The 24344-nt window shown below is 49.4% G+C and carries 20 protein-coding genes; 19 read left to right on the forward strand and 1 reads right to left on the reverse strand.

Annotated elements, in window-relative coordinates:
- The first annotated feature begins 149 nt into the window (after positions 1 to 149).
- Positions 150 to 2297 (forward strand): glycoside hydrolase family 13 protein, encoded by a 2148-nt coding sequence (locus ACLTOQ_RS07645; RefSeq protein WP_412319188.1) that lies wholly within the window; start codon positions 150 to 152, stop codon positions 2295 to 2297.
- Positions 2298 to 2534: 237 nt separating this feature from the next.
- On the opposite strand, the gene ACLTOQ_RS07650 is transcribed toward ACLTOQ_RS07645, so the two are convergent.
- Positions 2535 to 3164 carry an HdeD family acid-resistance protein gene (locus tag ACLTOQ_RS07650; RefSeq protein ID WP_021915211.1) on the reverse strand — a complete coding sequence of 210 codons (630 nt, stop codon included), beginning with the start codon at positions 3162 to 3164 and terminating at the stop codon, positions 2535 to 2537.
- Between the two features lie 292 nt (positions 3165 to 3456).
- Between ACLTOQ_RS07650 and ACLTOQ_RS07655 the strand changes: the two genes are divergently transcribed.
- The 18 genes from ACLTOQ_RS07655 to ACLTOQ_RS07740 all read left to right on the forward strand — a co-directional run bounded on the left by ACLTOQ_RS07655 (position 3457) and on the right by ACLTOQ_RS07740 (position 24016).
- On the forward strand, positions 3457 to 4230 hold the full coding sequence (locus ACLTOQ_RS07655) for an HAD-IIB family hydrolase (RefSeq protein WP_412319189.1): 774 nt from the start codon (positions 3457 to 3459) through the stop codon (positions 4228 to 4230).
- An 18-nt stretch (positions 4231 to 4248) separates the two neighbouring features.
- A complete protein-coding gene (locus tag ACLTOQ_RS07660; protein ID WP_117962819.1) occupies positions 4249 to 4680 on the forward strand; it encodes an RrF2 family transcriptional regulator in 432 nt (143 codons plus the stop codon).
- A 166-nt stretch (positions 4681 to 4846) separates the two neighbouring features.
- Positions 4847 to 5425 (forward strand): phosphohydrolase, encoded by a 579-nt coding sequence (locus ACLTOQ_RS07665; protein ID WP_337427097.1) that lies wholly within the window; start codon positions 4847 to 4849, stop codon positions 5423 to 5425.
- A complete protein-coding gene (locus ACLTOQ_RS07670; protein ID WP_412319190.1) occupies positions 5403 to 6866 on the forward strand; it encodes an aminotransferase class I/II-fold pyridoxal phosphate-dependent enzyme in 1464 nt (487 codons plus the stop codon). Before ACLTOQ_RS07665 ends, ACLTOQ_RS07670 begins: the two co-directional genes overlap by 23 nt.
- Before the next feature lie 13 nt (positions 6867 to 6879).
- A complete protein-coding gene (pyk, locus tag ACLTOQ_RS07675; RefSeq protein WP_021915206.1) occupies positions 6880 to 8301 on the forward strand; it encodes a pyruvate kinase in 1422 nt (473 codons plus the stop codon).
- 172 nt (positions 8302 to 8473) lie between these two features.
- Entirely contained in the window at positions 8474 to 9985 is a 1512-nt protein-coding gene (glpK, locus tag ACLTOQ_RS07680; RefSeq protein WP_412319191.1) for a glycerol kinase GlpK, read from the forward strand.
- A gap of 15 nt (positions 9986 to 10000) precedes the next feature.
- A complete protein-coding gene (locus tag ACLTOQ_RS07685) occupies positions 10001 to 10597 on the forward strand; it encodes a guanylate kinase (protein WP_412287881.1) in 597 nt (198 codons plus the stop codon).
- 1 nt (position 10598) lies between these two features.
- Positions 10599 to 11591 (forward strand): DNA polymerase III subunit delta', encoded by a 993-nt coding sequence (gene holB / locus ACLTOQ_RS07690; protein ID WP_021915203.1) that lies wholly within the window; start codon positions 10599 to 10601, stop codon positions 11589 to 11591.
- Between the two features lie 21 nt (positions 11592 to 11612).
- Positions 11613 to 12536, forward strand: coding sequence for a stage 0 sporulation family protein (locus ACLTOQ_RS07695; RefSeq protein WP_021915202.1), 924 nt, complete (start codon positions 11613 to 11615; stop codon positions 12534 to 12536).
- Complete coding sequence (locus tag ACLTOQ_RS07700) at positions 12529 to 13281, forward strand: tRNA1(Val) (adenine(37)-N6)-methyltransferase (RefSeq protein WP_412319192.1); 753 nt, start codon at positions 12529 to 12531, stop codon at positions 13279 to 13281. The genes ACLTOQ_RS07695 and ACLTOQ_RS07700 overlap by 8 nt, the downstream gene beginning before the upstream one ends.
- Positions 13262 to 14920, forward strand: coding sequence for a putative glycoside hydrolase (locus tag ACLTOQ_RS07705; protein ID WP_412319193.1), 1659 nt, complete (start codon positions 13262 to 13264; stop codon positions 14918 to 14920). Before ACLTOQ_RS07700 ends, ACLTOQ_RS07705 begins: the two co-directional genes overlap by 20 nt.
- Positions 14917 to 15753: a 16S rRNA (cytidine(1402)-2'-O)-methyltransferase gene (gene rsmI / locus ACLTOQ_RS07710; protein ID WP_021915199.1), complete on the forward strand. Its 837-nt coding sequence runs from the start codon at positions 14917 to 14919 to the stop codon at positions 15751 to 15753. Before ACLTOQ_RS07705 ends, rsmI begins: the two co-directional genes overlap by 4 nt.
- 96 nt (positions 15754 to 15849) lie before the next feature.
- On the forward strand, positions 15850 to 16083 hold the full coding sequence (gene acpP / locus ACLTOQ_RS07715; RefSeq protein ID WP_021915198.1) for an acyl carrier protein: 234 nt from the start codon (positions 15850 to 15852) through the stop codon (positions 16081 to 16083).
- Between the two features lie 334 nt (positions 16084 to 16417).
- Positions 16418 to 17623: a MalY/PatB family protein gene (locus ACLTOQ_RS07720; RefSeq protein ID WP_412319194.1), complete on the forward strand. Its 1206-nt coding sequence runs from the start codon at positions 16418 to 16420 to the stop codon at positions 17621 to 17623.
- A 38-nt stretch (positions 17624 to 17661) separates the two neighbouring features.
- Complete coding sequence (locus ACLTOQ_RS07725) at positions 17662 to 18996, forward strand: aminopeptidase C (RefSeq protein WP_337427110.1); 1335 nt, start codon at positions 17662 to 17664, stop codon at positions 18994 to 18996.
- 329 nt (positions 18997 to 19325) lie between these two features.
- Positions 19326 to 20312 (forward strand): hypothetical protein, encoded by a 987-nt coding sequence (locus tag ACLTOQ_RS07730; protein WP_412319195.1) that lies wholly within the window; start codon positions 19326 to 19328, stop codon positions 20310 to 20312.
- A 174-nt stretch (positions 20313 to 20486) separates the two neighbouring features.
- Positions 20487 to 22262 (forward strand): ABC transporter ATP-binding protein, encoded by a 1776-nt coding sequence (locus ACLTOQ_RS07735; RefSeq protein ID WP_412272423.1) that lies wholly within the window; start codon positions 20487 to 20489, stop codon positions 22260 to 22262.
- Positions 22259 to 24016 carry an ABC transporter ATP-binding protein gene (locus ACLTOQ_RS07740; protein ID WP_412288082.1) on the forward strand — a complete coding sequence of 586 codons (1758 nt, stop codon included), beginning with the start codon at positions 22259 to 22261 and terminating at the stop codon, positions 24014 to 24016. The genes ACLTOQ_RS07735 and ACLTOQ_RS07740 overlap by 4 nt, the downstream gene beginning before the upstream one ends.
- Positions 24017 to 24344: the final 328 nt, after the last annotated feature.

The following is a 24344-nucleotide window of genomic DNA, read 5'->3' on the forward strand; positions in this document are numbered from 1 at the left end:
CTTCTCTGAAAAGGACAGCTTAACGGCTGTCCTTTTATCATGCGGCAGAATATCCTTATGCTGCGATATAGCGCTGGAGCAGGATTTTGGCTTGCCATTCCGAAAACGGTAGTATAAAATGGGTCTGTAAAGGATAGGTAAAGAAAATCATGGAATTTAATCGTTTTTTCAGTGATCAGAAATATATGAATGAAATGCGCCCTGTTTTCAGTAAAAGGGCGCTTTATAGTGATACGACAGAAAATTATGTGACACCGCCGGAGCCTGCACCCTACAGCAGGGTAAAGATCGCATTCCGCACCAAGCGCAGCAATGTCGATCGCGTTTTTTTAGTCTGTAAAGGGCAGAAAAATCTGATGTTTAAGGCATCATCAGACGCGCAGTTTGATTATTATGAAGTAAAGCTGCAGCTGGATAATGAAAAGATCAGCTGGTATTTTGAAATTCAGGCAGGTGCGATCACCTGCTATTACGATTTTCGTGGTGTGGTAAAACGGCCGGATGAGCACTACAATTTCGTCCTGATTCCTGGCTTTGATACGCCGGACTGGGCGAAGGGTGCCGTGATGTATCAGATTTATGTGGATCGCTTCTGCAACGGGGATCCGACAAATGATGTCCTGACAAATGAATATCATTATATCGGCGCAAAATCACAGCATGTAGAGGACTGGTACCGGTATCCGTCCTCAATGGATGTGCGTGATTTTTATGGCGGAGATTTACAGGGCGTGTTGGATAAAATGGATTACCTGGAGCAGCTCGGCGTGGAGGTAATTTATTTCAATCCGCTGTTCGTTTCGCCTTCCAACCATAAATATGACAGCCAGGATTATGACCATGTGGATCCGCACTGCGGAAAGATCGTAAAGGATGGCGGACGGCTTCTGGAGGGCTGGGAAACAGATAATACCCACGCAGACCGTTATATCCTCAGAACCACAGACAGCGAAAATCTGGAAGCAAGTGACAGATTACTGATCCGGGTCATTGAGGAAGCCCATAAACGTGGAATACGGGTAATTCTGGACGGTGTATTCAATCATTGCGGTTCCTTCAATAAGTGGCTTGATCGGGAGCGGATTTATGAAAACAAGCCCGGCTATGAGAAGGGCGCGTATATTTCAGAAGACAGTCCATATCATGATTACTTCAGTTTCCATGACAATAACCGGTTCCTATATAATCCGACCTATGATGGATGGTGGGGCCACGATACACTTCCCAAGCTGAATTATGAGGGATCCAGACAGCTTGAGGACTATATTTTGCAGGTCGCGAGAAAATGGGTATCTGCGCCCTTTCATGCAGATGGCTGGAGACTGGACGTTGCGGCAGATCTTGGACATTCCCCGGAGTATAACCACCGGTTCTGGGCAAAATTCCGGGATACGGTCAAGGAGGCCAATCCCCATGCATTGATTGTTGCGGAGCATTACGGAGATCCGTCTTCCTGGCTGCAGGGAGATCAGTGGGATACGGTTATGAACTATGATGCATTTATGGAGCCGGTCAGCTGGTTTTTAACAGGCATGGAGAAGCACAGCGATGATTATCGGCAGGATCTTCTGGGAAACGCGGACAGCTTTGTGGGCGCAATGGCATATCACGGAGCAAATATGGCGATGCCGTCCTGGTTAACTGCCATGAATGAGCTCTCCAACCATGACCATTCCAGATTTTTGACCAGAACAAACCGTCGTGTCGGCAGAACGAACAGTCTCGGCGCAGAGGCGGCAAATCATGATGTAAAAAAAGCAGTGCTTCTGGAGGCTGTTGTCATGCAGATGACATGGCCTGGCGCGCCTACGGTTTATTATGGCGACGAAGCGGGCGTCTGTGGCTTTACCGATCCGGATAACCGCCGTACCTATCCGTGGGGCAGGGAAGATAAAGAACTGATCAACTTTCATCGGGAGATCATCCGGATTCATCGTCAGAATAAGGAATTTAAGACAGGCTCCTTAAAATGTCTGACCCTGGACTATAATTTCCTGGCATATGGGCGATTTACAAAAAATAATCATTCGGTTGTTTTGATCAATAATAATGAAAATGAGATTACAAAAGAGCTTTCTGTCTGGGAGCTGGGGATCCCGCGGGACTGCACGCTGCAGCGGCTGATCCTGACCGGGGAAAGGGGCTATGACATCAATCCGATGGAGATAGAAGTTTCAGCAGGACGAATTACGGTGACGATGCCGAAGACATCCTCCATGATTTTGCAGTATCGGACAGAAGAGGAAGAAAAGCCGGTGAAGCCCAAAAACCGGCGCAGCTTCTGGGAGTTTGGCTAAAAAAGGAATATTATGTTAAAACAGTATTTAGAAAAGACGGCGCAAGACGCCAGATGATCATGCTGGTGTAAGGATAGGCACCCGGAATGAAATATCAGTTAGAAAATGCTATATAAAAAAAGCCCGATGATTCGCGGTTGCCCGAAAGAAAACTTTCAGGCGAAGCTGCGAACCGACGGGCTTTTTGCGTGCGTACATGGAATGTGGATACCGGTGTGTACGTGTATGTAACGTCGATCAGTCGATAATATTGTCCTCATCCAACGCGATCCACTCGTCGTGCAGACGGTTGCGGATGTCTTTTAAACGTTTGGAGGTATAGAACGTGAAGATAATATTTTCAATTCCGGCGAAGATCAGCGAAATGCCCATGACCTGAACGAACAGGCTGCCGCCCTTTGCAGGGTTGAAGGTCAGGAAAATACCAAACAGCAAATAGACAATGGCAGAGAATAAAAGCAGTCCCCAGCCGGAGAGCTGATAGTGGCGGGCATCCATCGCGGTCTGGATTTTAAATACACTCTCTACGATTTCATAGATACCGACCAGCACCCAGGTAATGGAAAGTATAGCACCGGGATGGGTCAGAAACAAAATACCAAACAGCAGGGCGAAAAGTCCGAGTGCAAGATCGAACTGGAAGCCGATGTGGTAGCTGACGTTAAAGAAGTAGCCGACTATTTTGCTGACGCCGAAAACAACCATCAAAACACCGAGCAGGGTGCAGATAACGTTCATGGAAGTATTGGGCCAGATCAGCAGCACCGTGCCGAAAATGCCAAGCAGCAGGGAGCTGACCAGTGCGAACCATTTGGCACATTTGAAAGCATGCGTGGTTTCATCAACAATATGATTGGAATATCTCATGGTAAAAGTCCTCGATTCCTGCATATTTGCGGATGCGGACACTGTTTTCCGTTCCGTATAAGCTCAGTATAGAACGGCAGCAGGAAAAAAACACCGGTCAGATTTGGAAAAATGAGGAAAAAATGAGCTGCCAGGCAGAAGAAAGCATGGAAGCATACAGGTTCGGAGACAGCACAGAGGAATTGGAAGCGTTTGGTGCTTTACAAATACAGTAAAAAGAGGTTATCATAGTAGGTAATAGGGGAAATGGGTATTTCGCGAATGGCACGGGTGAACTGAGAATGGAGAACACATGATCAAACTGGTGGTGACAGATATTGATGGAACATTGCTTCAGAGTGGAGAAAGGGAAGTACCGGAAGCAGTTTTTGTTCAGATCGACAGACTTTTGAAAAAAGGAATATTATTTGCGGCAGCGAGCGGCAGACAGTACAGCAATCTGAAAAATCTGTTTGCTCCGAAGGCGGAAGAGATGACGTTTCTGTGCGAAAACGGTGCGATTCTTTATCGAAAGGATCAGATTTTAAAGAAACGGCCGATGCCGCGCAGCCGAGCAGAAGCGCTTGCGAAGCAGATTCTTGCCAATGACGATATGGAAGTTCTGATTTCCGGAGCCAATACCAGTTATCTGATGCCAAAGCATGAAGATTATATTTATCATATTCAGTATTTTTTGGGAAATCGTGTAGAAATTGTTCACAGCCTGGACGAAATTAAAGAGGATATGATAAAGGTATCAGCTTATTGCAGAAGCGGCGCGGCAAAATATGACAAGCCGTTCGGTGATCCGTGGAGAGGAGAGTTCTCAGCGGCGGTTGCAGGAGAAAAATGGCTGGATTTTATGCTGTCGGACAAAGGAACCGGAATGCGGGATCTTTGCGGTGTGCTGGGGATTTCTCTGGAAGATGTGATCGCGATTGGGGATAACTATAACGATCTGCCGATGCTGGCAGAGGTCGGGCATCCGTGGATTATGAAAAATTCGGCACTCGATCAGGCGGGCTTTGGGCAAAGCCATGAATTTTTACGGGCGGAAAGTGTGGAAGAAATTTTGAAAAAGCTTTGAAAGGAAGGGTAACAGGATATGATGGTTTCAACGAGAGGACGATATGCGCTGCGCGTGATGATCGATCTGGCAGAGCATAATAATGGAAAATTTATTCCGCTGAAGGATATCGCGGAGCGGCAGGAAATTTCAGAAAAATATCTGGAAAGCATCGTGAAATCCTTAACGAAGGCAGACGTGCTGGAGGGTCTGCGCGGCAAAGGCGGAGGGTACCGGCTGACCAGACCGGCGGAGGAATACAATGTATATGAGATCCTGAAGCTCACGGAGGGCAGCATGGCTCCGGTGTCCTGTTTAGAGGACGCTGCAAGGGAATGTGAGCGAAGAGGAATGTGTGCGACGCTTCCGGTCTGGGAGGGGCTGGAAAAGGTTGTTCGGGAATATTTGTCGGGTATCACCATTCAGGAGCTGACCAAGCAATGGCAGCCCGGAGATAATTATGTAATTTGAATGACAAAACTGCTTTATTTTGCAAATATTTCACGGTTTGTACGTAGTAAGTAAAGGCAAAATGTGGTATACTATAAAACTGTAAAAAAGCGCTGTTTTATGAAAAAGAGCAAGTGCCGACAAAAGAACGGCATAGATTCGTGTATCGGCACAGGAAGGCCGGAATATGACGAAGGACGAGCGCAAAGAGCAGAAGCGCAAAGAAGCTTTCCGGAAATGGGCACGGCAGCATGCAAAGCTGCGCAGGAATCTGAGAAAGCATGGTGGGGACATTCTGCAGTCCGGCAACTTTAAAAGCACCAATAGCTTTATCCAGCACGGAAGCGTGTCCGTACACAGCCATTCGATCCGCGTGGCGGAATGCAGCTTAAAGCTGGAAAAATTTCTTGAAAAACTTGGCATCCACTGTCACGAACGGGACCTGGTCCGGGGCGCGCTGCTCCACGACTACTTCCTCTATGACTGGCATGACAAGTATTCCCACGAGAAGCTGCACGGCTTTCACCATCCGCATGTTGCGCTGGAAAATGCGAGTCGGGAGTATCAGCTGACGCCGCGGGAACGGGATATTATCCGGAAGCATATGTGGCCGTTGACCCTGTTCCACATCCCGCGCTGTCGGGAAGCATGGGTCGTGACGACTGCGGATAAATACTGCTCCTTGAAGGAGACGCTTCTGGAGCGCAAGGGGCGTAATAAGAACAGAAAGAAATCAGAAAACGATGACGCAGAGGACACTTGCTGAGAGTCTGGCAGCTTATGCAGACAGCGATTGCTATCCCTTTCATATGCCGGGACATAAACGGCGGCTTACAGAGATGCTGCCGGATTTTCCGGAGGCGTTGCAAAGGGCGGCGAGACTGGACATTACAGAGATCGACGGATTTGACAATCTGCACGATCCCGAAGGAATTTTGAAAGACGCGGAGGAAAAGGCGGCGGCGCTGTATGGTGCGGACAGCTGTTACTACAGTGTCAACGGAAGCACGGCAGGGCTTCTGACCGCAATTTCAGCAGCAGTGCCGGAGGGTGGAAAGCTGATTCTGGCGCGCAACTGCCACAAGGCGGTTTACCATAGCATTTATCTGCGGCGGCTGACGCCGGTTTATCTGTATCCGGATATCGTGCCGGGGACATCCCTGGCAGGCACGCTGACAAAGGAACAGATCGAAGCTGCGCTGATTCAGAATCCGGACGCATCTGCAGTGCTTTTGACCTCTCCGACCTATGACGGAATCACGGCAGACATTGCGTCGATTGCAGAGACCGTTCACCGGTTCGGGAAGACTTTAATCGTAGATGCCGCCCACGGAGCACATTTCGGATTTCATCCGGGATTTCCCAAAAGTCCGGTCGCACTGGGGGCAGATCTGACGATCGTAAGCCTTCATAAGACGATGCCGTGCCTGACACAGACCGCACTCCTGTTGCAAAAAGGCAGCCGGGTCAGTACGGAACGGCTCCGGCTGTTTGAAGGAATTTATCAGACGAGCTCGCCCTCCTATCTGATGATGGCGGCGATGGATTCCTGTATGGACATGGTGAAAAAACATGGCGCAGGACTGTGGGACAGCTTTTTTACGGAAAAAGAACGTTTTCTGGAACGCTGCAGCAGTCTGAAACGGCTGCAGGTTTTGACGGACGGCACGAAATGGAGCCGGAAAATGACGTCAGAAACCGGTTTTTTGATGGATTCCGGCAAAATTTTATCAGAAACTTCAAAAACATGTTTGACCGGAAAGCGTTTTTACGATATTCTTTTAAAGCAATATCATTTGCAGATGGAAATGGCGGCCGGAAATTATGTGACCGCGATTATGACCTGTTGTGATACAGCAGACGGTTGGCAGCGTCTGTGGGACGCCCTGAAAGAGATCGATGATTTCTGTGTCGCCGCGGACGAGCCGGTACAGGAAAACCGTAAGCTGCTTGCGTATCCGGTTTTAAAACAGCAGATCAGTCTGACGGATGCGCTGGATGCGCCAAAAGCGCAGGTGCCGTTTACAGAAGCGGCAGGACAGACAGCTGGTGCGTTTATCAATCTGTATCCGCCCGGAATTCCAATTGTGGCGCCCGGGGAACAGATCACGCAGGAAGCTGTCGATGTGATTACGCGTTACAGGCAAATGAATCTCCCGGTTCAGGGAGTCGATCATGATGCCATAACAATACTCAAATTATGCTAAAAGGAGATTTACAATGAGAAGAACCAAAATTATCTGCACAATTGGTCCGTCGTCTCAGGATGAAGACATGCTTCGTAAGATCATTCTGGCCGGCATGAACGTGGCGAGATTCAACTTTTCCCACGGCGACTATGAAGAGCATGGACTGAAGCTTGAAAGAACCAGAAAGATCAGCCGTGAGCTGAACCTTCCTGTTGCAGTACTGCTTGATACAAGAGGTCCTGAAATCCGTCTGCGCGACTTTGCAGAAGGCAAAGTAGAATTAAAGGCAGGCCAGAAGTTCACTCTGACCACCGAAGAGATCATGGGTACCGCAGAGCGCGCAACCATTACCTATAAGAACCTGCCTCAGGATGTTAAGCCTGGCGATTCCATCCTGCTGGATGACGGTCTGATCGGTCTGAAGGTTGAAGAAGTACAGGGCGACACAGAAATCGTCTGCACCGTTATGAACGACGGCCCTATCTCCAACCACAAGGGCGTTAACGTTCCCGGCGTAAAATTAAACCTGCCCTTCATCGATGAGAAGGATCACGCAGATATCGTTTACGCTTGCGAAAAGGGCTTTGATTTCATCGCAGCTTCCTTCGTAAGAAGCAAAGAAGACGTACTGCAGATCCGTGAGATCTTAAAGGAGCACAACTCCAAGATCCAGATCATCTCCAAGATCGAGAGCCTGCAGGGTATTCAGAACCTGGAAGAGATCATCGAAGTTTCCGACGGTATCATGGTAGCCCGTGGCGATATGGGTGTTGAGATCCCGATGGAAGAGGTTCCGATCATCCAGAAGAGAATCATCAAGCTGACAACTGCAGCTGGTAAGAACGTTATCACTGCTACACAGATGCTGGATTCCATGATGAAGCATCCCCGTCCGACCCGTGCAGAGGCAACCGACGTTGCAAACGCTATCTACGATGGCACAACCGGTATTATGCTTTCCGGTGAGACAGCAAACGGCGATTACCCGCTGGAAGCTGTTCAGACCATGGTTCGTATCGCAGAGCGCGCAGAAAAGGATATCGACTATGTAGGCCGTCTGCAGAAGACTGGTGCAAGACTTCCTCAGGAGCAGGATACAACCACTTCTATCTGCCACGCAACCTGCACCGTTGCTACTGACCTGAATGCAGCAGCAATCATCCCGGTATCCATGTCTGGCTTTACTTCCGGCATGGTAGCACGTTTCAAACCCAACTGCCCGATCATCGCATGCACAACCAGCCGTCTGGTATGGCGTCAGATGAACCTGCAGTGGGGCGTAACTCCTCTGCTGATCGCAGAAGAGAACACTGCAGAGGATCTGTTCCGTGAAGCAGTTAAGGCTGCAGAGAACGCAGGTCTGATCAAGAAGGGCGACAAGGTTGTCCTGACTGCAGGTATGCCTCTGGGTATCCCCGGCAGAACTAACATGCTGCGTGTTGTAGAGGTTTAATAGACAATAACATACTGCCGCACTGAAGAGGTTCAGCGCGGCAGTTCTGTTTTTACAGGAAGAAAAATTTCGGAGGAGGGGTTTTCTTTCTGTAAAAGCAGGACTGCTGCAGCTTACAGGTCCAAAGGTACAGACAAGACAGATGCAAAAATACGATACAGGGGGTACGGGTATGCAGAAAGCGAAGAAGTACGTCATGGCACTGGATCAGGGAACGACGAGTTCCCGTTGTATTTTGTTTGACAGGAGCGGAAAGGTATGCTCTGTTGCGCAGAAAGAGTTTGCACAGTATTATCCCCAGCCGGGCTGGGTAGAGCACAATCCGATGGAAATCTGGTCGTCCCAGCTTTCCGTAGCGGTCGAGGCGATGGGACAGATCGGCGCGGAGGCGGACGATATTGCGGCAATTGGCATTACGAATCAGCGTGAGACGACGATCTGTTTTTCGAAAAAGACCGGAAAACCGGTTTATCCGGCGATTGTATGGCAGTGCAGGCGGACAGCGGATAAGATCAACGCGCTCAAAAAGGACGGTTTTGATAAAGTGATCCGGGAACGGACGGGACTGATTCCGGACGCTTATTTTTCCGCAACGAAAATCTGCTGGATTCTGGAGCACGTGGAGGGCGCGCGCCAGATGGCAGAGGACGGAGAGCTTTTGTTCGGCACTGTGGACACCTGGCTGATGTGGAACCTGACCAAGGGACAGGTGTTTGCGACGGATTATACCAACGCATCCCGGACGATGCTGTTTGATATCCACAAACGGCAGTGGGATCCGGAAATTCTGGATTATTTTCAGATTCCGAAAAGCATGCTTCCGGAGGTTCTGCCGTCGAGCGGAATGTTTGGCGTGACGGAGGAATCCGTGATCGGCGGGGAAATTCCGATTGCAGGAGCTGCGGGTGACCAGCAGGCGGCGCTGTTCGGACAGTGCTGTTTTGATGCGGGCGAAGCCAAAAATACATATGGAACCGGCTGCTTCCTTTTGATGAATACGGGCGAAAAGCCGATTGAATCCCAAAACGGACTGCTGACGACGATCGCAGCGAGCGGCAAAGACGAAGTGCGTTATGCGCTGGAAGGAAGCGTTTTCGTGGCAGGCGCTGCGCTGCAGTGGCTGAGGGATGAGATGCGGATGTTAAAGAGTGCGCCGCAGTCGGAGGAATATGCGTCGGCAGTGGAGGATACCCAGGGCGTATATGTTGTGCCTGCATTCACCGGATTAGGTGCGCCTTACTGGAATCCGTATGCGCGCGGGATTGTGACCGGGCTGACGAGAGGAACTTCGAAGGAGCATTTTATCCGCGCTGTTTTGGAATCGCTTGCCTATCAGGCGGAGGAAGTCATCGAAGCGATGGAAAAGGACTCTGGAATCGAGCTGAGGGCCCTGCGTGTGGATGGCGGTGCGAGCGCTAACAACTTTTTGATGCAGTTTCAGGCGGATATGCTGCAGAAGCATGTGCTGCGCCCGGAATGTATCGAGACGACCGCACTGGGAGCCGCTTATCTGGCGGGACTTGCGGTCGGCTTCTGGAAAGATAAGGACGATATCCGAAGCAACTGGGCACTGGAGCGTACCTTTGCACCGGTAATGGAGCCCAAAGACCGCGACAGACGTTTAAAGGGCTGGAAAAAGGCAGTCCGTGCGGCGCTGTATTTCGCCAATGACGAGGAAGAGTAAAAGAAGTAAGCTGTTATGGGAAAAATCTATTATATTATGGGAAAAAGCGCCTCCGGAAAAGATACGATTTACCGGAGATTGATGGAAGATAAAACGTTTGCGTTTCACACGCTGGTGCCGTATACGACAAGACCGATGCGGAGTACGGAAGTAAACGGCAGAGATTATTTTTTTACAGACGAAGCAGGGCTGTCCCGGCTGCAGGAAGCGGGCAGGGTAATCGAGCTGCGTTCGTATCAGACAGTGCATGGAATCTGGAATTATTTTACGGTAGACGACGGGCAGGTGGATCTGGCAAACGATAGCTATCTGTTGGTGGGGACGCTGGAATCCTACCGGAAAGTCCAGGCTTACTACGGTTTGGAACAGGTAATTCCGATTTATGTGGAGGTCGAGGACGGACTGAGACTGTCCCGTGCCGTTGAACGGGAACGGGCGCAGAGGGAGCCGAAGTATGCAGAGCTGTGCCGACGGTTCCTGGCGGATGAAGCGGATTTTTCCGAAGAAAAGCTTTCCAGCGCGGGAATTGTGAAAAGATTCCAAAACGACGATCTGGAACGCTGCCTGCAGGAGATTTTCAGGGAAATTACGAAATTGGAAGGAGATGAGTGACATGGCGGGATTTCAGGATATTATCGGGCAGGAACAGATCTGCGAGCATCTGCAAACTGCGCTGAAGCTTCAGAAAGTATCGCATGCCTATATTATCAACGGAGAACGCAATTCCGGTAAAAAATTTATCGCGCGGATTTTCGCCATGGCGCTGCAATGTACCGGAGAGGGGGAAAAGCCCTGTCAGGTTTGCCGTTCGTGCAGACAGGCACTTTCGGAAAACCATCCGGATATTATCCGGATTACGCATGAAAAACCGAACAGCATCGGTGTAGAGGATATCCGCACGCAGGTCAATAACGATATGGGAATCAAGCCCTATCAGGGACCTTATAAGGTTTATTTGATTGAAGAGGCGGAAAAAATGACGGTTCAGGCGCAGAACGCGCTGTTAAAGACGCTGGAGGAGCCGCCGGAATACGGCGTGATTATTCTGATGACATCGAGTCTCGAAGCGCTGCTTCCGACGATCCAGAGCCGGTGCGTGCTATTGAATATGCGTCCGGTACGTGACGAGCTGGTGCAAAAATACCTGATGGAGCAGCTGCAGGTGCCGGATTACCGGGCGAAGCTGTGTACGGCGTTTGCACGCGGGAATATCGGACAGGCAAAGCTGCTTGCATCGAGCGAGGACTTTGACCGGGTGCGGGAAGAGGCGGTGACGCTGCTCAAATATATTAACGAGATGGAAATCACGGAGCTGGCAGCAGCAGTCCGCAAGATTACGGAGTATCAGCTCGACATGACGGATTATCTGGATATCATTTCCGTCTGGTACCGCGATGTACTGATGTTCAAGGCGATGAATGACGCAAATCACTTGATTTTCCGGGAAGAAATACAGTATATTAAAAGGGTGGCTGACAGAAGCTCCTATGAAGGATTGGAAAAAATTCTGGACGCCCTTGAAAAGGCAAAGGCGAGACTGCGTGCAAATGTCAGCTTCGAACTGACGATGGAGCTTTTGTTTTTGACGATTCAGGAGAATACCTGAACATGGAGGTAGATAGATTAGATGGTAAAGGTAATTGGCGTAAGATTTCGGACAGCGGGCAAGATCTACTATTTTGATCCGCTGAACTTTCAGGTAAAAAGAGGTGACCATGTCATTGTAGAGACTGCCAGAGGGGTAGAGTACGGTACGGTAGTCGGTTCCCCCAGGGAAGTTGAGGACGACAAGGTTGTACAGCCCTTAAAGCCGGTGCTGCGCGTGGCGACAGAGCGCGACGACGAGCAGGAAGCCGGAAATAAGGCAAAAGAAAAAGAAGCGTTTAAGATCTGTCAGGAAAAAATCCGCAAGCACGGTCTGGAAATGAAGCTGATCGATGCGGAATATACCTTTGACAACAATAAGGTTCTGTTCTATTTTACGGCGGACGGACGTGTGGATTTCCGCGAGCTGGTAAAAGACCTTGCAGGCGTTTTTAAAACGAGAATCGAGCTGCGCCAGATCGGCGTGCGCGACGAGACGAAGATTCTGGGCGGAATCGGTATCTGCGGCAGAGTGCTTTGCTGTCACAGCCATCTGTCCGAGTTTATTCCGGTTTCCATCAAGATGGCGAAGGAGCAGAACCTTTCCCTGAATCCGGGCAAAATTTCCGGCGTGTGCGGAAGACTGATGTGCTGTCTGAAGCATGAGGAGGAAACCTATGAGGAATTGAACCGCCGTCTGCCCAATGCCGGCGATTATGTGACAACGGACGACGGCTTAAAGGGCGAGGTTTCCTCTGTCAACGTCCTGCGCCAGCTGGTCAAGGTGCTGGTTGAGGTCAACGACGAAAAGGAACTGCGCGAATATAAGGTAGAGCAGCTGAAATTCCGCCGCAGACAGCATGGACGCGGACGCAAAAACGGTGAGGGCGACGAGAAAGAGATGAAAGAACTCGAAAAGCTCGAACGCCAGGAGAAGAAGGAAGGAAAATCAAAGCTGGATGACTGACCGGACAAATTTGTTAAAATCAGGCGAACGGATTGACGATCTGCAGAGAAACGGGCTGAAAATCATTCAGGACCCGGGGAGATTTTGCTTCGGAATGGACGCGGTGCTCCTTTCGGGTTTCGCTTCTGCAGGCATCCGGCAGGGTATGCGTGTGCTGGATCTGGGAACCGGGACGGGGATTATTCCGCTGTTGCTGTCCGCAAAGACGCAGGCGGAGTCCCTGTGCGGTCTGGAGATTCAGGCAGACAGTGCGGATATGGCGAGGCGCAGCATTGCCATGAACCATCTGGAGGATCGGATTTCTGTCATACAGGGAGATATCAAAGAAGCAGATAAGCTTTTTGCGGCTGCTTCTTTTGACGTTGTAACGTCTAATCCGCCATATATGATCGGGCAGCATGGTCTGACCAATCCCGAAGCGCCGAAGGCGATTGCGAGGCATGAGGTTTTATGTACCTTTGAGGATATCGCAGCGCAGACGGCGCGGCTGCTTGCATCGGGCGGAAGCTTTTATCTGGTGCATCGCCCGTTTCGGCTGGCAGAGCTGATCGTCACCCTGTCGAAATATAAGCTCGAGCCTAAAAGGATGCAGCTGGTGTATCCGTATGCCGACCGCGAGCCGAACATGGTGCTGCTGCAGGCGGTGCGCGGCGGGAAACCGCGGATGACGGTGGAAAAGCCGCTGGTGATCTATAAAGAGCCAGGTGTGTATACAGAGGAGATCTATGGGATTTATGGGTATTAAGGGAGACCGCCCGGAGGGTGCAGCGGACGGACAGTTTTGTACCAGGAGCAAGTGCCGTCGATTGCGCTGCGGTGTTCTGGCAGCAGTGCTTGCGGCAGGGCTTTGCCTGAGCGGATGCCAGGGAAAAAATGTGGAAACGATGGCGGCGTTTGCGGAAAAGGAAGGAACAGAGGACGGCACTGGAGCCGCAGACAGCGTAGACGGCGAGTTCGGGATGTCGAACGAGTCTGAGGCTGAAACCACTGTGGACGGCGACACAACTGCAAATCCCGGCGCGAGTACAGGCAGTGTAGAGGATGCAGCCACCGTTAAAGAGCTGAATCGCGTCAAGGTAAAGGGCATTTATGTCAGTGGTCCGATGGCGGGCACGGCGGGAATGGACAATCTGATTGCGCTGGTCGATCGTACAGAGTTAAACGCGCTCGTCATCGACGTCAAAAATGACGACGGGTATCTGACCTGTGAGCTGGATGTGCCGCTGGCAGAGCAGATCGGCTCTGAGAAGCACTATATCAAAGACCTTCCGGCGCTCGTGCAGACCTGCAAAGAAAAGAACATTTATTTGATTGCGCGCGTGGTTGCGTTTAAAGATCCGATTCTGGCGGAAAAAATGCCGGAGTGGAGCTTACATAACAGTGATGGAAGCGTTTTCCGGGATAAAAGCGGGCTGGCATGGGTCAATCCTTACCGCAAAGAAGTCTGGGAATATCTGGCATCTGTCGGGGAAGCGGCGATAAAAGCCGGATTTGATGAAGTACAGTATGATTATGTGCGTTTTTCGACAGACAGCCGGATGAAGCAGGTAGATTTTGGCGACAGTACGAAGGGAAGAACGAAAACCGAGGCGATCAGCGGATTTACGCTGTATGCCTCGGAGAGAATCCACGCGGCAGGCGGACGGATTTCTGCAGATGTTTATGGTGTTGTGATCGATAGTGAAGAGGATCAGCAGATCGTAGGACAGAACTATGTGGAAATGTCCAGGTCACTGGATGCGATCAGCCCGATGATTTATCCGTCGCACTATGGACCGTATAATTATCAGATTCCGGTTCCGGATGCGCAGCCATACGACACGGTGCTCGCAGCGATGCAGGCATCCAAAATGGTGCTGGCCGGGCTTGATCCGAAGACCGGGAAGAAGCCGGTTTCGGCGGATGTGAGTGGGAATGATGCGGTGGACGCAGCGATTGTAGGCGGGGAAGCGGTCAGCGGCAACAATGCGGCGGACGCGGCAGCAGACAGCCAGAGCACGTCCGGCACAACCGCAGTTAGCGGTAACGACGCTGCACAGGATGCAGAGAACGCGCAAGCTGCAGATGGTGCGCAAGCTACAGCGGACGCGCAAGCCGCAAAAGACGCGCAAGCCGCAGAGGACGCGGCTGCGAAAACCCCTGCTCTCAGCAAAGAAGAGATCGCCCAGCTGGACCCTACGACCGGCGTGCAGGCGACGGTTCGACCATGGTTGCAGGATTTTACCGCGACATGGGTAAAGGGGCATATTTCCTATGGCCCGGAGGAAATCCGCGCGCAGATTCAGGCGGTCTACGATGCCGGATATGAGGAGTGGATTCTCTGGAATGCAGCCAACCGCTACACGGAGGGCGGACTGCTGACACAGGAGGAAGAGGAACAATGACGGGAATTTTATATTTGTGTGCGACACCGATCGGCAATCTGGGAGATATGACACCCCGCGTGGTGGAAACGCTGCGCAGCGTGGATCTGATTGCGGCGGAAGATACGCGAAACAGCCTGAAGCTGATGACGCATTTTGAAATTCATACTCCTATGACAAGTTATCACGAATATAATAAAGTGGAAAAAGCATATACGCTGATTGCAAAGCTACAGGAGGGACAAAATATTGCGCTGATTACGGATGCGGGGACGCCGGCGATCTCCGATCCGGGCGAGGTGCTCGTGCGGATGTGTCTGGAAGCAGGAATCCGGGTGACGAGCCTGCCGGGTGCGGCTGCATGTATCACGGCGCTCACGATGTCGGGGCTTTCGACCAGACGGTTTTGCTTTGAAGGTTTTTTGCCGCCGGATAAAAAAGAGCGCACCGAAATCCTGGAGGATTGCCGGGAGGAGAGCCGGACGATGATTTTTTATGAAGCGCCCCATCATCTGAAAAAAACGCTGCAGGAGCTTGCGGCGGTGCTGGGCGACCGGAAAATTACGTTATGCCGTGAACTGACAAAGCGGTTTGAAACGGTGATGCCGACGACGATTTTTGCCGCGACGGACTATTTCGAAACGAATGATCCGCGGGGAGAATATGTCCTTGTGATCGAGGGAAAAAGCTACGAGGAAAAGAAGCAGGAAGCACAGAAAAACTGGCTGGAAATGCCGGTGGAGGAACATGTTGCACTGTATGAAAGCCAGGGCTTTGACCGGAAGGAAGCCATGAAAAAAGCGGCAAAAGACAGGGGCGTGAGTAAGCGCGACATCTATCAGAGCCTACTTTAAAAAATACCGGAAAACAGTTGACAACTGATAGGATGGATAATATACTTTGAATGTCAATTCACTGAAATATGATTTGGAATTAAAGGAGATAGTATTATGTTAGAGAGAATCGCAGGCATTATTCGCGAGCAGCTGAATCTGGACAATGTTGAAATTACAGAGGAAACCTCTTTTAAAGATGATCTGGATGCAGATTCCCTGGATCTGTTTGAACTGGTTATGGCATTTGAAGAAGCTTACAATGTTGAGATCCCTTCCGAAGACCTTGAGAAGCTGGAAACCGTCGGCGATGTTATGGATTACATCAGAGATAAAGAAATCGACGCTTAATTTACGATAGAGATTATGAACAGGGAAAACGGGCTGTTTTGTCGAAAGACAGGCAGCCCGTTTTAGCGTGGCAGAAAAATACGTGGCATGGAAAATGTCAGCGCAGGCGTGGACTACAGTAGAGCTTTTGCCTGCGTTTTGCGCTCGCTTGACATGGCACTGCAAAAGGAATATGCTTAAACCACTGGGAAAGGCAAACAGGGGAAGTGCGATTTTTTGCAGATAAAAAGGAGGAGCCGATTATGGAATTCAAGGGATGCAAAAAGTCGACGCAGCCTGAGGCAGGCAGAGGCCGGACAGAATTTTACAATTCATTCAGGAGAGAAAAAGAAACATGAAGTACGATTTTACATCAGTGATCGACAGAACGGGAAAGGATTCCATCGCATGGGAAAACATTCCGGTGCCGAATGCAGAGATTGCAGAGGGGTTTGACCGGATTCCGATGTGGGTGGCGGACATGAATTTCCAGACAGCGCCGTCAGTTTGCGAAGCGATCACGAAGCGTCTGGAGCATCAGGTGTTCGGATATTTTGATCCGTCCGAGGACTATTACAACAGCATCATCAATTGGCAGAAGGTCCGCAACGGCGTTGAAGGGCTGACAAAAGAAGCGATCGGTTATGAAAATGGCGTGCTGGGCGGTGTTGTCGCTGCGCTGCAGGCATTTTCTGCACCGGGCGAGGCAATCCTGGTTCATTCTCCGACGTATACCGGATTTACCAGTGTCCTGAACAATAATGGACGCCGGGCAGTACATACCGAGCTGAAACGGGATGCAGAGGGCATCTGGCGGATGGATTATGAGGATATGGATAAAAAGCTCAAAGAAAACCATATTCATCTGGCAATTTTTTGTTCTCCCCACAATCCGAGCGGACGTGTCTGGGAACGGGAAGAAATTGAAGCTGCGATGGAGGTTTATCGTAAAAACGACTGTATCGTTATTTCGGATGAAATCTGGTCAGACCTGACACTGGGCAATCGTCAGCATATTCCGACACAGACGGTTTCCGAGGATGCAAAAAACAGAACGATTGCAATGTATGCGCCGACGAAAACCTTTAATCTTGCCGGACTGATCGGTTCCTATCATATTGTATACAACCCGTATCTTCGAGATCGGATGAACAAGCAGACCTCGCTGTCTCATTATAACAATATGAATATTTTTTCCATGCACGGACTGATCGGTGCCTACAGTAAGGATGGTCAGGAATGGGCGGATGAGCTGAAAGCTGTGCTGACAGAAAATATGGAATGGGCATATGATTTTATCACGAAAAACTGGGATGGTGTAGAGCTTGCAAAGCCGGAGGGCACTTATATGCTGTATCTGGATTGTCATAAATGGTGTGAAGCACATCATAAGACAATGGATGAGCTGCTGCAGGCAGGTGTTAAAGTCGGTGTTATCTGGCAGGACGGCAGAGCATTTTTCTACCCGGACAGCATCCGGATGAATCTGGCGCTGCCATTTTCGAGAGTGCAGGAGGCCTTTCATCGTCTGGATAAATATGTTTTTAGGGCAGAAGCATAAAGGAGCAAAGTAAGGCATAACGAAAGGAGAACTGTAAGATGAACAGAGAAGTGACAATGGAACTTCTGGAAAAGTACGGAAAAGAATTTGTACAGGATCGTGCAAACCGCGTTGCTCAGAACGCAGTTGTGGGCAAGGGCGTAAATGCAGCTGCAACAGACAGCGGCGTAGAAAGAGAGATTGCGAATACATTTTCTATCAGCCTGGAGCAGGGCAAGATTACCAACCAGAAAAAGAGCGGCCGCTGTTGGATGTTCGCAGCCTTAAACTGCATGCGTTTTCAGGTAATGAAGCACTGCAATCTGGAAACTTTTGAGTTGTCCCAGAACTATACCCTGTTTTATGACAAGCTGGAGAAATCCAACTATTTCCTGAATACAATTCTGGATACTCTGGAAGAGGATACAGACAGCCGGTTGATCGCACATTTGCTTTCCGCACCCTTAAATGACGGCGGACAGTGGGATATGCTCTGTGCAATCGTAGACAAATACGGACTGGTTCCGAAGGAAGCGATGCCGGAAAGCGAAATTTCCTCCAACACAAACGAAATGGTATCTTACATGACAGAAAAGCTGCGGGAGTTCGCATGCACTCTGCGGGAAGCATACCGTGCCGGCAGCACCAAAGAAGAGCTGCTTGCAAAGAAGGAAGAAATGATGCAGATTGTTTACAACATGCTTTGCATCTGCCTTGGCAATCCGCCCAAGACCTTTGATTTCGAATACCGTGACAAAGACAAGCAGTTCCATCGGGAATGTGGCCTGACCCCGAAGGAATTCTATGCAAAATATATCGGTCTGAACTTAAATGATTACATCAGCCTGATCAATGCGCCGACTGCGGACAAGCCGTACTACAGAAGCTACACTGTACAGTACCTGGGCAACGTTGCAGAAGGCCGTCAGGTAAGATATGTCAATCTGCCGATCGAAGAGCTGAAAAAGGCTGCAATTGCACAGATGAAGGATGGCGAGCCGGTATGGTTCGGCTGTGACGTCGGCAAGCGCTCCACCAGAGAGAGCGGCGTTATGGATACCAAGATCTTTGCACTGGAAGATCTGTTCCAGACCGACTTCCCTATGACCAAGGCACAGCGTCTGGATTACGGACAGAGCCTGATGACCCACGCAATGGTATTCCAGGGCGTGAACATCGATGAAAACGGACAGCCCAATCGCTGGAGAGTGGAGAACAGTTGGGGACCCGATGCCGGAAGAGATGGCTACTACACTATGACAGACAGATGGTTTGACGAGTATACCTATCAGATCGTTGTAAACCGCAAGTACCTGCCGAAAGAGGTTCTGGAAGCTTACGAGCAGGAGCCGATCGTATTAAAGCCCTGGGACCCGATGGGATCTCTGGCATAAGGAGAAAACGCAAGTCGCGTTTCTTCCAGGAAAAGATATTGCCGGCGCAAAAACGTCGGTGCGAGAGAAAAGCGTCTTCGGAGAGAAATCTCCGGGGCGCTTTTTTGTGCGATACATCTTGATCTTTCTCGAAATATCGTTTACATTAAATACATTCTATTATGGCAGGCGGCTTTTGCAGAGGGAGAGCCGCCCCTGCCGTAGAATCTGAAATCTTTTCTACTTTTTCAAGGTCGGATCGACCAGAGATTTCTATCAGACAAAAACTGAATAAGGAACAGATGGAGATACCGGGAAGACCTTGCAGGAAGGAGCCTTCCTGGTATAAGATGAATGTATCAGAAAGGCAAAAGATGGAGACAATCAATACACCTTATGATGACACTTTCCGCACGCTGCTGCAGGACTGCCCAGAGCTGGTGGTTCCGCTGATTAACGAGCTGTTCGGCACGAATTATACCGGGCGGGAAGTAGTGGTATCGAATGAAAACGAGATTTTTTTTAGGAACCCGGAGGGGAAAAAGGAGAAGCGGGTTACGGATTCCAACCTGACATTGATTTCTTTAAAGGGAATTTCCAAACGATATCATCTGGAATGTCAGAGCACAGCGGATGGGACGATGGAAATTCGGATGTGGGAATATGATGCGCAGATTGCTTTGATGGAGAAAGAATATCGGAATGGAGTACTGCATGTAAAATTCCCGGATTCTGCAGTCATCTATTTAAGAAGCAGCAAGACAACGTCGGACGAACTGAAAATCTGTATCCATGTACGGCAGAAGCAATTGCAGTACGGGATTCCGATTTTGAAGGTAAAGGACTATACCCTGGAAGAACTTTTTGAAAAACAACTGTGGATGTTGATCCCGTTTTATATTTTTCGATATGAAAAAGAATTTCGAAAAATTGATGGAAATCAGAAACAGTTAAGCGGACTGAGACTGGAATACGAAAAAATTGCGGAAATGCTGGATCAGGAGTGCCAAAGCGGTCATATGAAGCCGTTCACCTGTGGCGCACTGTGTGAATTGTCCAATAATGTGGTGGAAAAACTGGCATCGAAGTATAGCAATGTAGAAAAGGAGGTCACAGAAGTTATGGGAGGAAAAGTGCTGAATTATCGGTCGAAAGAGATTTATCTGGAAGGTTGCGCATTTGGAAGAAAAGAAGGACAAAAGGAAAGTATTGTGCAATTGGTAACCAGAAAATATCAGCTTGGAGACAGTCCCGAAAAGATCGCCAAGGATCTCTTGATGAGTGAGGAAGAAGTAGAAGAAATTTTGGGAAAAGTTGTTTCCGAAAAGGTGGAATAATCTTATAGGATATTTTTAACAGCCTTCCTGTCGCGGTATATGATCCGGCGAGGAGGCTGTTTGTTTTGTGGTAAAATTACAGAACCGACTCTGGAACGCTGACTATGTACAAAATTTCGGGGGGAGTGGTATAATCAAATTGACACCGATCACAACAGGGGGGGAGTTGTAATCATGCGCAATATCAAAAGAATTACCGAAGTCATGAAAATATGGAATTGCAAGAGAGCACTTGGTCTGTTAAAGCAGATTTATCGGGAGAATTTATTCAGCGTAGTCCTTTCGTTAACAGTGATTGTCTTACTGGCTGTTGTCGGGGTAATGCCGTCATTTCTGATCGGTAAGATTATCGACATGGCGGCAGCGGGCAGGATAGACGGTTTATTCATGCTGAACGTCGGGTTGATTTTAGCGCTGGGAGGGGGCAAAATTCTGGAAATCACGCAGGAATACATCACTGCAGAATCGTCTATTTCGGTTGCAAACAGCCTGACCGACAGGATCATGGAGCGGCTGATGCATGCAGAAACCGCATGGCTGTCCGGGCAGAAACGGGGCGAAATTCTGCAGGCAGTATCCGACGATGTGGAGACGGTCAAGCGGATCAGCGTGAGCACTCTGCCGCAGTTTCTTTACATGCTGCTTGTGGCAGTTACGAGCACGGTGACAATCGCACGGGTTTATTATCCGGTGCTTTTAGTGGCGGCGATTGTCTATCCGCTGTATCTTCTGCCGCTCGGGAAAAACAGCCGAATGCAGGAAAATGCGGAGCGCAGTCTGCGGGATGTAAAAGCGAAAAGCCGGGGCTTTATTATTGAAACGTTTGAGAATATCAAAGATATCAAAATCTACGGTGCAGAGCAGGCGAGCACGGAGGTTTTCGGCGGACTGCAGGAGCAGTGGAGTGAGGATATCAAGCAAAAATATGTAGCGGTAAATATGTTCAAAAGCGTTCCGCGCGTGCTGGCGGCGCTGGGACCTGCACTGGTGTATATTTTTGCGGGAATTGCGGTCATTCATGGAAATCTGAGCATCGGAAGCGTTGTGACGTTAGCCGCACTTTTGCCGAAGCTGAGCGAACCGATCCGGGCGTATTCCGGATTCTATATCGATATCAATGTCGTGGAGAAAATCGGGGAAAAGTTCCAGCAGTTTTTATCCGCACCACGGGAAATACAGTACGATTTGCCGGAACGGGAAATGGCGTTTGATACCGTGGAATTTGCCGATGTTTCTCTGAAAAATGAACGCGGAACGGTGCTCGATGGCATTTCTTTTCGGATTGAAAAAGGGGAAAAAATAGCGATCGTTGGAGAAACCGGCTGTGGGAAAACCACGCTGTTAAAGATGATCGTCGGATTGGTGCGCCCAAACGCAGGAACAGTAATGGTTGGCGGGGAAAATATTGCAGAAATCAACTGCCGACAGCTACGGGAGCATATCCGGGTAATCCTGCAGGAAAATTATGTGTTTGACAGCAGCATTGTCAAAAATATGGGATATTTGAGCGACTGTAGTGAGGCTGAAATTGATGGGATGTGCAGGGCGCTTGGATTGGAGGAAGTGGTAAAAAGTAACGCAGGAGATCTGGGAGAAAATCTGAATACAGTTTCCGGCGGGGAACGCCAGCGGATCAATATCGGAAGAAGCCTGTTGTGCCCGTTCGATATGCTTTTGATGGATGAGCCGACATCGGAGCTTGACCCGAAGATGGAAGAAACCGTCATGGATTTTATTTTTGAAACGGCGAAGGAAAGGACGGTTATTTATACTGCGCATAAGCTGAAAACGCTCCTATATGCGGATAAAATTTTATACCTGAAAAAGGGAAAAATTGAAGATTTCGGAAAGGCCGAAGAAGTGATACGGCGGAACCGTTATTTTGAAAAATATACGGAGAGTGCGGCATTTCAGGACTCGGAGCAGTTTGTAGAAGGAGGCGCAAGATGAGAGATTATCCGGGAAGTTCTAACGATTATTCAAAGGTTTATTCCGAGAAATGGATTCAGAACGTTATTCTCCAGAATAAAGGAAAGTTCGGGCTGTCGCTCTTTTCTTCCATATTCAGAAGTCTGGTATTATTGCTGCCGACGTTGCTTGTAAAACAGATCATCAACCGCTCGATTCCGCAGGAAAATGTCCCGATGCTGATTCTGTTAAGCTGCGTGAATGTTTCGATCTATTTTGTGACCACGACGCTGATTATTCTGGATTTGCATCTGGAAAAATATATCTTGGATGCGTTTGGAACATTGCGGCGGGACATGTACCGATTTTTTCTGGAAAAACCGCTGCGGGAGTTTGCAGCAATCCGTTCCGGGGACACGATCAGTAAAATTGTAGATGAAACGGAAGGGCTGGCGAACTTTTTCTACTTCGGCTTTGGAAGTTTAATCTGGATTAACACGACGGTGTTTGCAGGGATGACGATCATGGCGGCACAGAATCTGCTGCTGGCGGCATTGACGATTGCGCTCATGATCCTGCGGATTGTGCTGATCCGGAAAATCAATAAAAAGCAGGAAGTGATCGGTCAGAAAATCAATGAAACCAACAGCCGGGTGAACCAGACGGTCAAGGAGCAGATGTCGAATATCTTCTTTATCAAGGCGACGGCGAGCGAGGAAAAAGAGCTGAACCGGGTACAAGAAGCGCTGTCGGAAAAATACAGGATTCAGCGAAATGCCTTTAACGGAAAAGTGCTCAATAAAGCGGTATTCGGCGGATTTGAGCTGCTGATCAATGTGCTGTTTTACCTGTACGGAGGACTGCTCATTGCAAACGGGGAAATGCTTCCTGGAACGCTGGTTGCTTTTGTGGCAGCTTACGATTGGATCGTGCCTGCGCTGGACGGATATATTGATTTGCATATCGATTTCCGGCAGAAAAAGAGCAGCATCGTGCGTGTGTTTGGAGTGTTTGCGGACGCGGTGACAGCTGGAGATAGCGTTGCAGATGTGTCAGGCGGCTGGAAGACGGCGCCAGGCGGAGTAGAGAACGCGACGCTGTCGGAGTTTGCTTCGTGCAAGCCGCAAGGCATGGTTCCTGCGGATGCCAGCATTGCGGTCGAACATCTCAGCTACCGCTATGGAACAAAAATGGTTTTGAATGATGTTTCCTTGCAGATCAAATCCGGGGAATTTCTGGGGATCTGTGGAAAAAGCGGCAGCGGGAAAAGTACACTTGCAAACCTTATGGCAGGGCTGCTGGATGGATATGATGGGGAAGTTTTTGTAGGAAGAGAAGATATCCGCAAAGTTCCTCGTGACTGGATGACGAAAAATCTGATTTATCTGGGACAAGACGGATATTTGATGAATCTGTCGATTCGGGATAACATTCTTTTTTACAGTCAAAGTCACACGGACGAAGATCTGGAAAAAGTGCTTCGTCTTGTGAAATTAGAGGAATGGATTAAGAAGCTGCCAGAGGGCTTGGATACAGTGGTCGGTGAACGGGCAAACGCGGTATCCGGCGGAGAACGTCAGCGTATTTTGCTGGCACGGGCGCTGCTGCGGAATCCGAAGATTTTTATTTTTGATGAAAGCACTTCTGCGCTGGACGTCAATACGGAAAAAGAGATTATGGAAAATATCCGGAAATTTTATCCGGATGCAACGCGAATTTTTATTACACACCGGGAAAACTGTCTGGAGTTGTTTGATCGGGTGGTGTTTATCGAAAATGGGGAGATTTTTCGATAAATAACCGATTATGATTGATTTTTTCTGAAATATCGTTTACGTTAAATCTATGATGTCGGGGGCAAAAGCCCCCGACCTTGATGCCTGCGGATTGTTCCGTGCTGCGCACTCCCACAATCCTGCCCGATAGTCGCATATCGTGGGATTATCATCCCACTTTTATGCTCCTATCTGGGCGGGTCAAGAGGTCTTTCACCCACCTATGAGCAAGCTCATGTGGGCTTAGACCTTTTGACCCTGGCATCAAATATATTCTATTATGGCAGGCGGCTTTTGCAGAGGGAGAGCCGCCCCTGCCGTAGAATCTGAAATCTTTTCTACTTTTTCA

The organism is Gallintestinimicrobium sp. (genome assembly GCF_046968865.1).
In the GTDB taxonomy this organism is placed as follows: domain Bacteria; phylum Bacillota; class Clostridia; order Lachnospirales; family Lachnospiraceae; genus Gallintestinimicrobium; species Gallintestinimicrobium propionicum.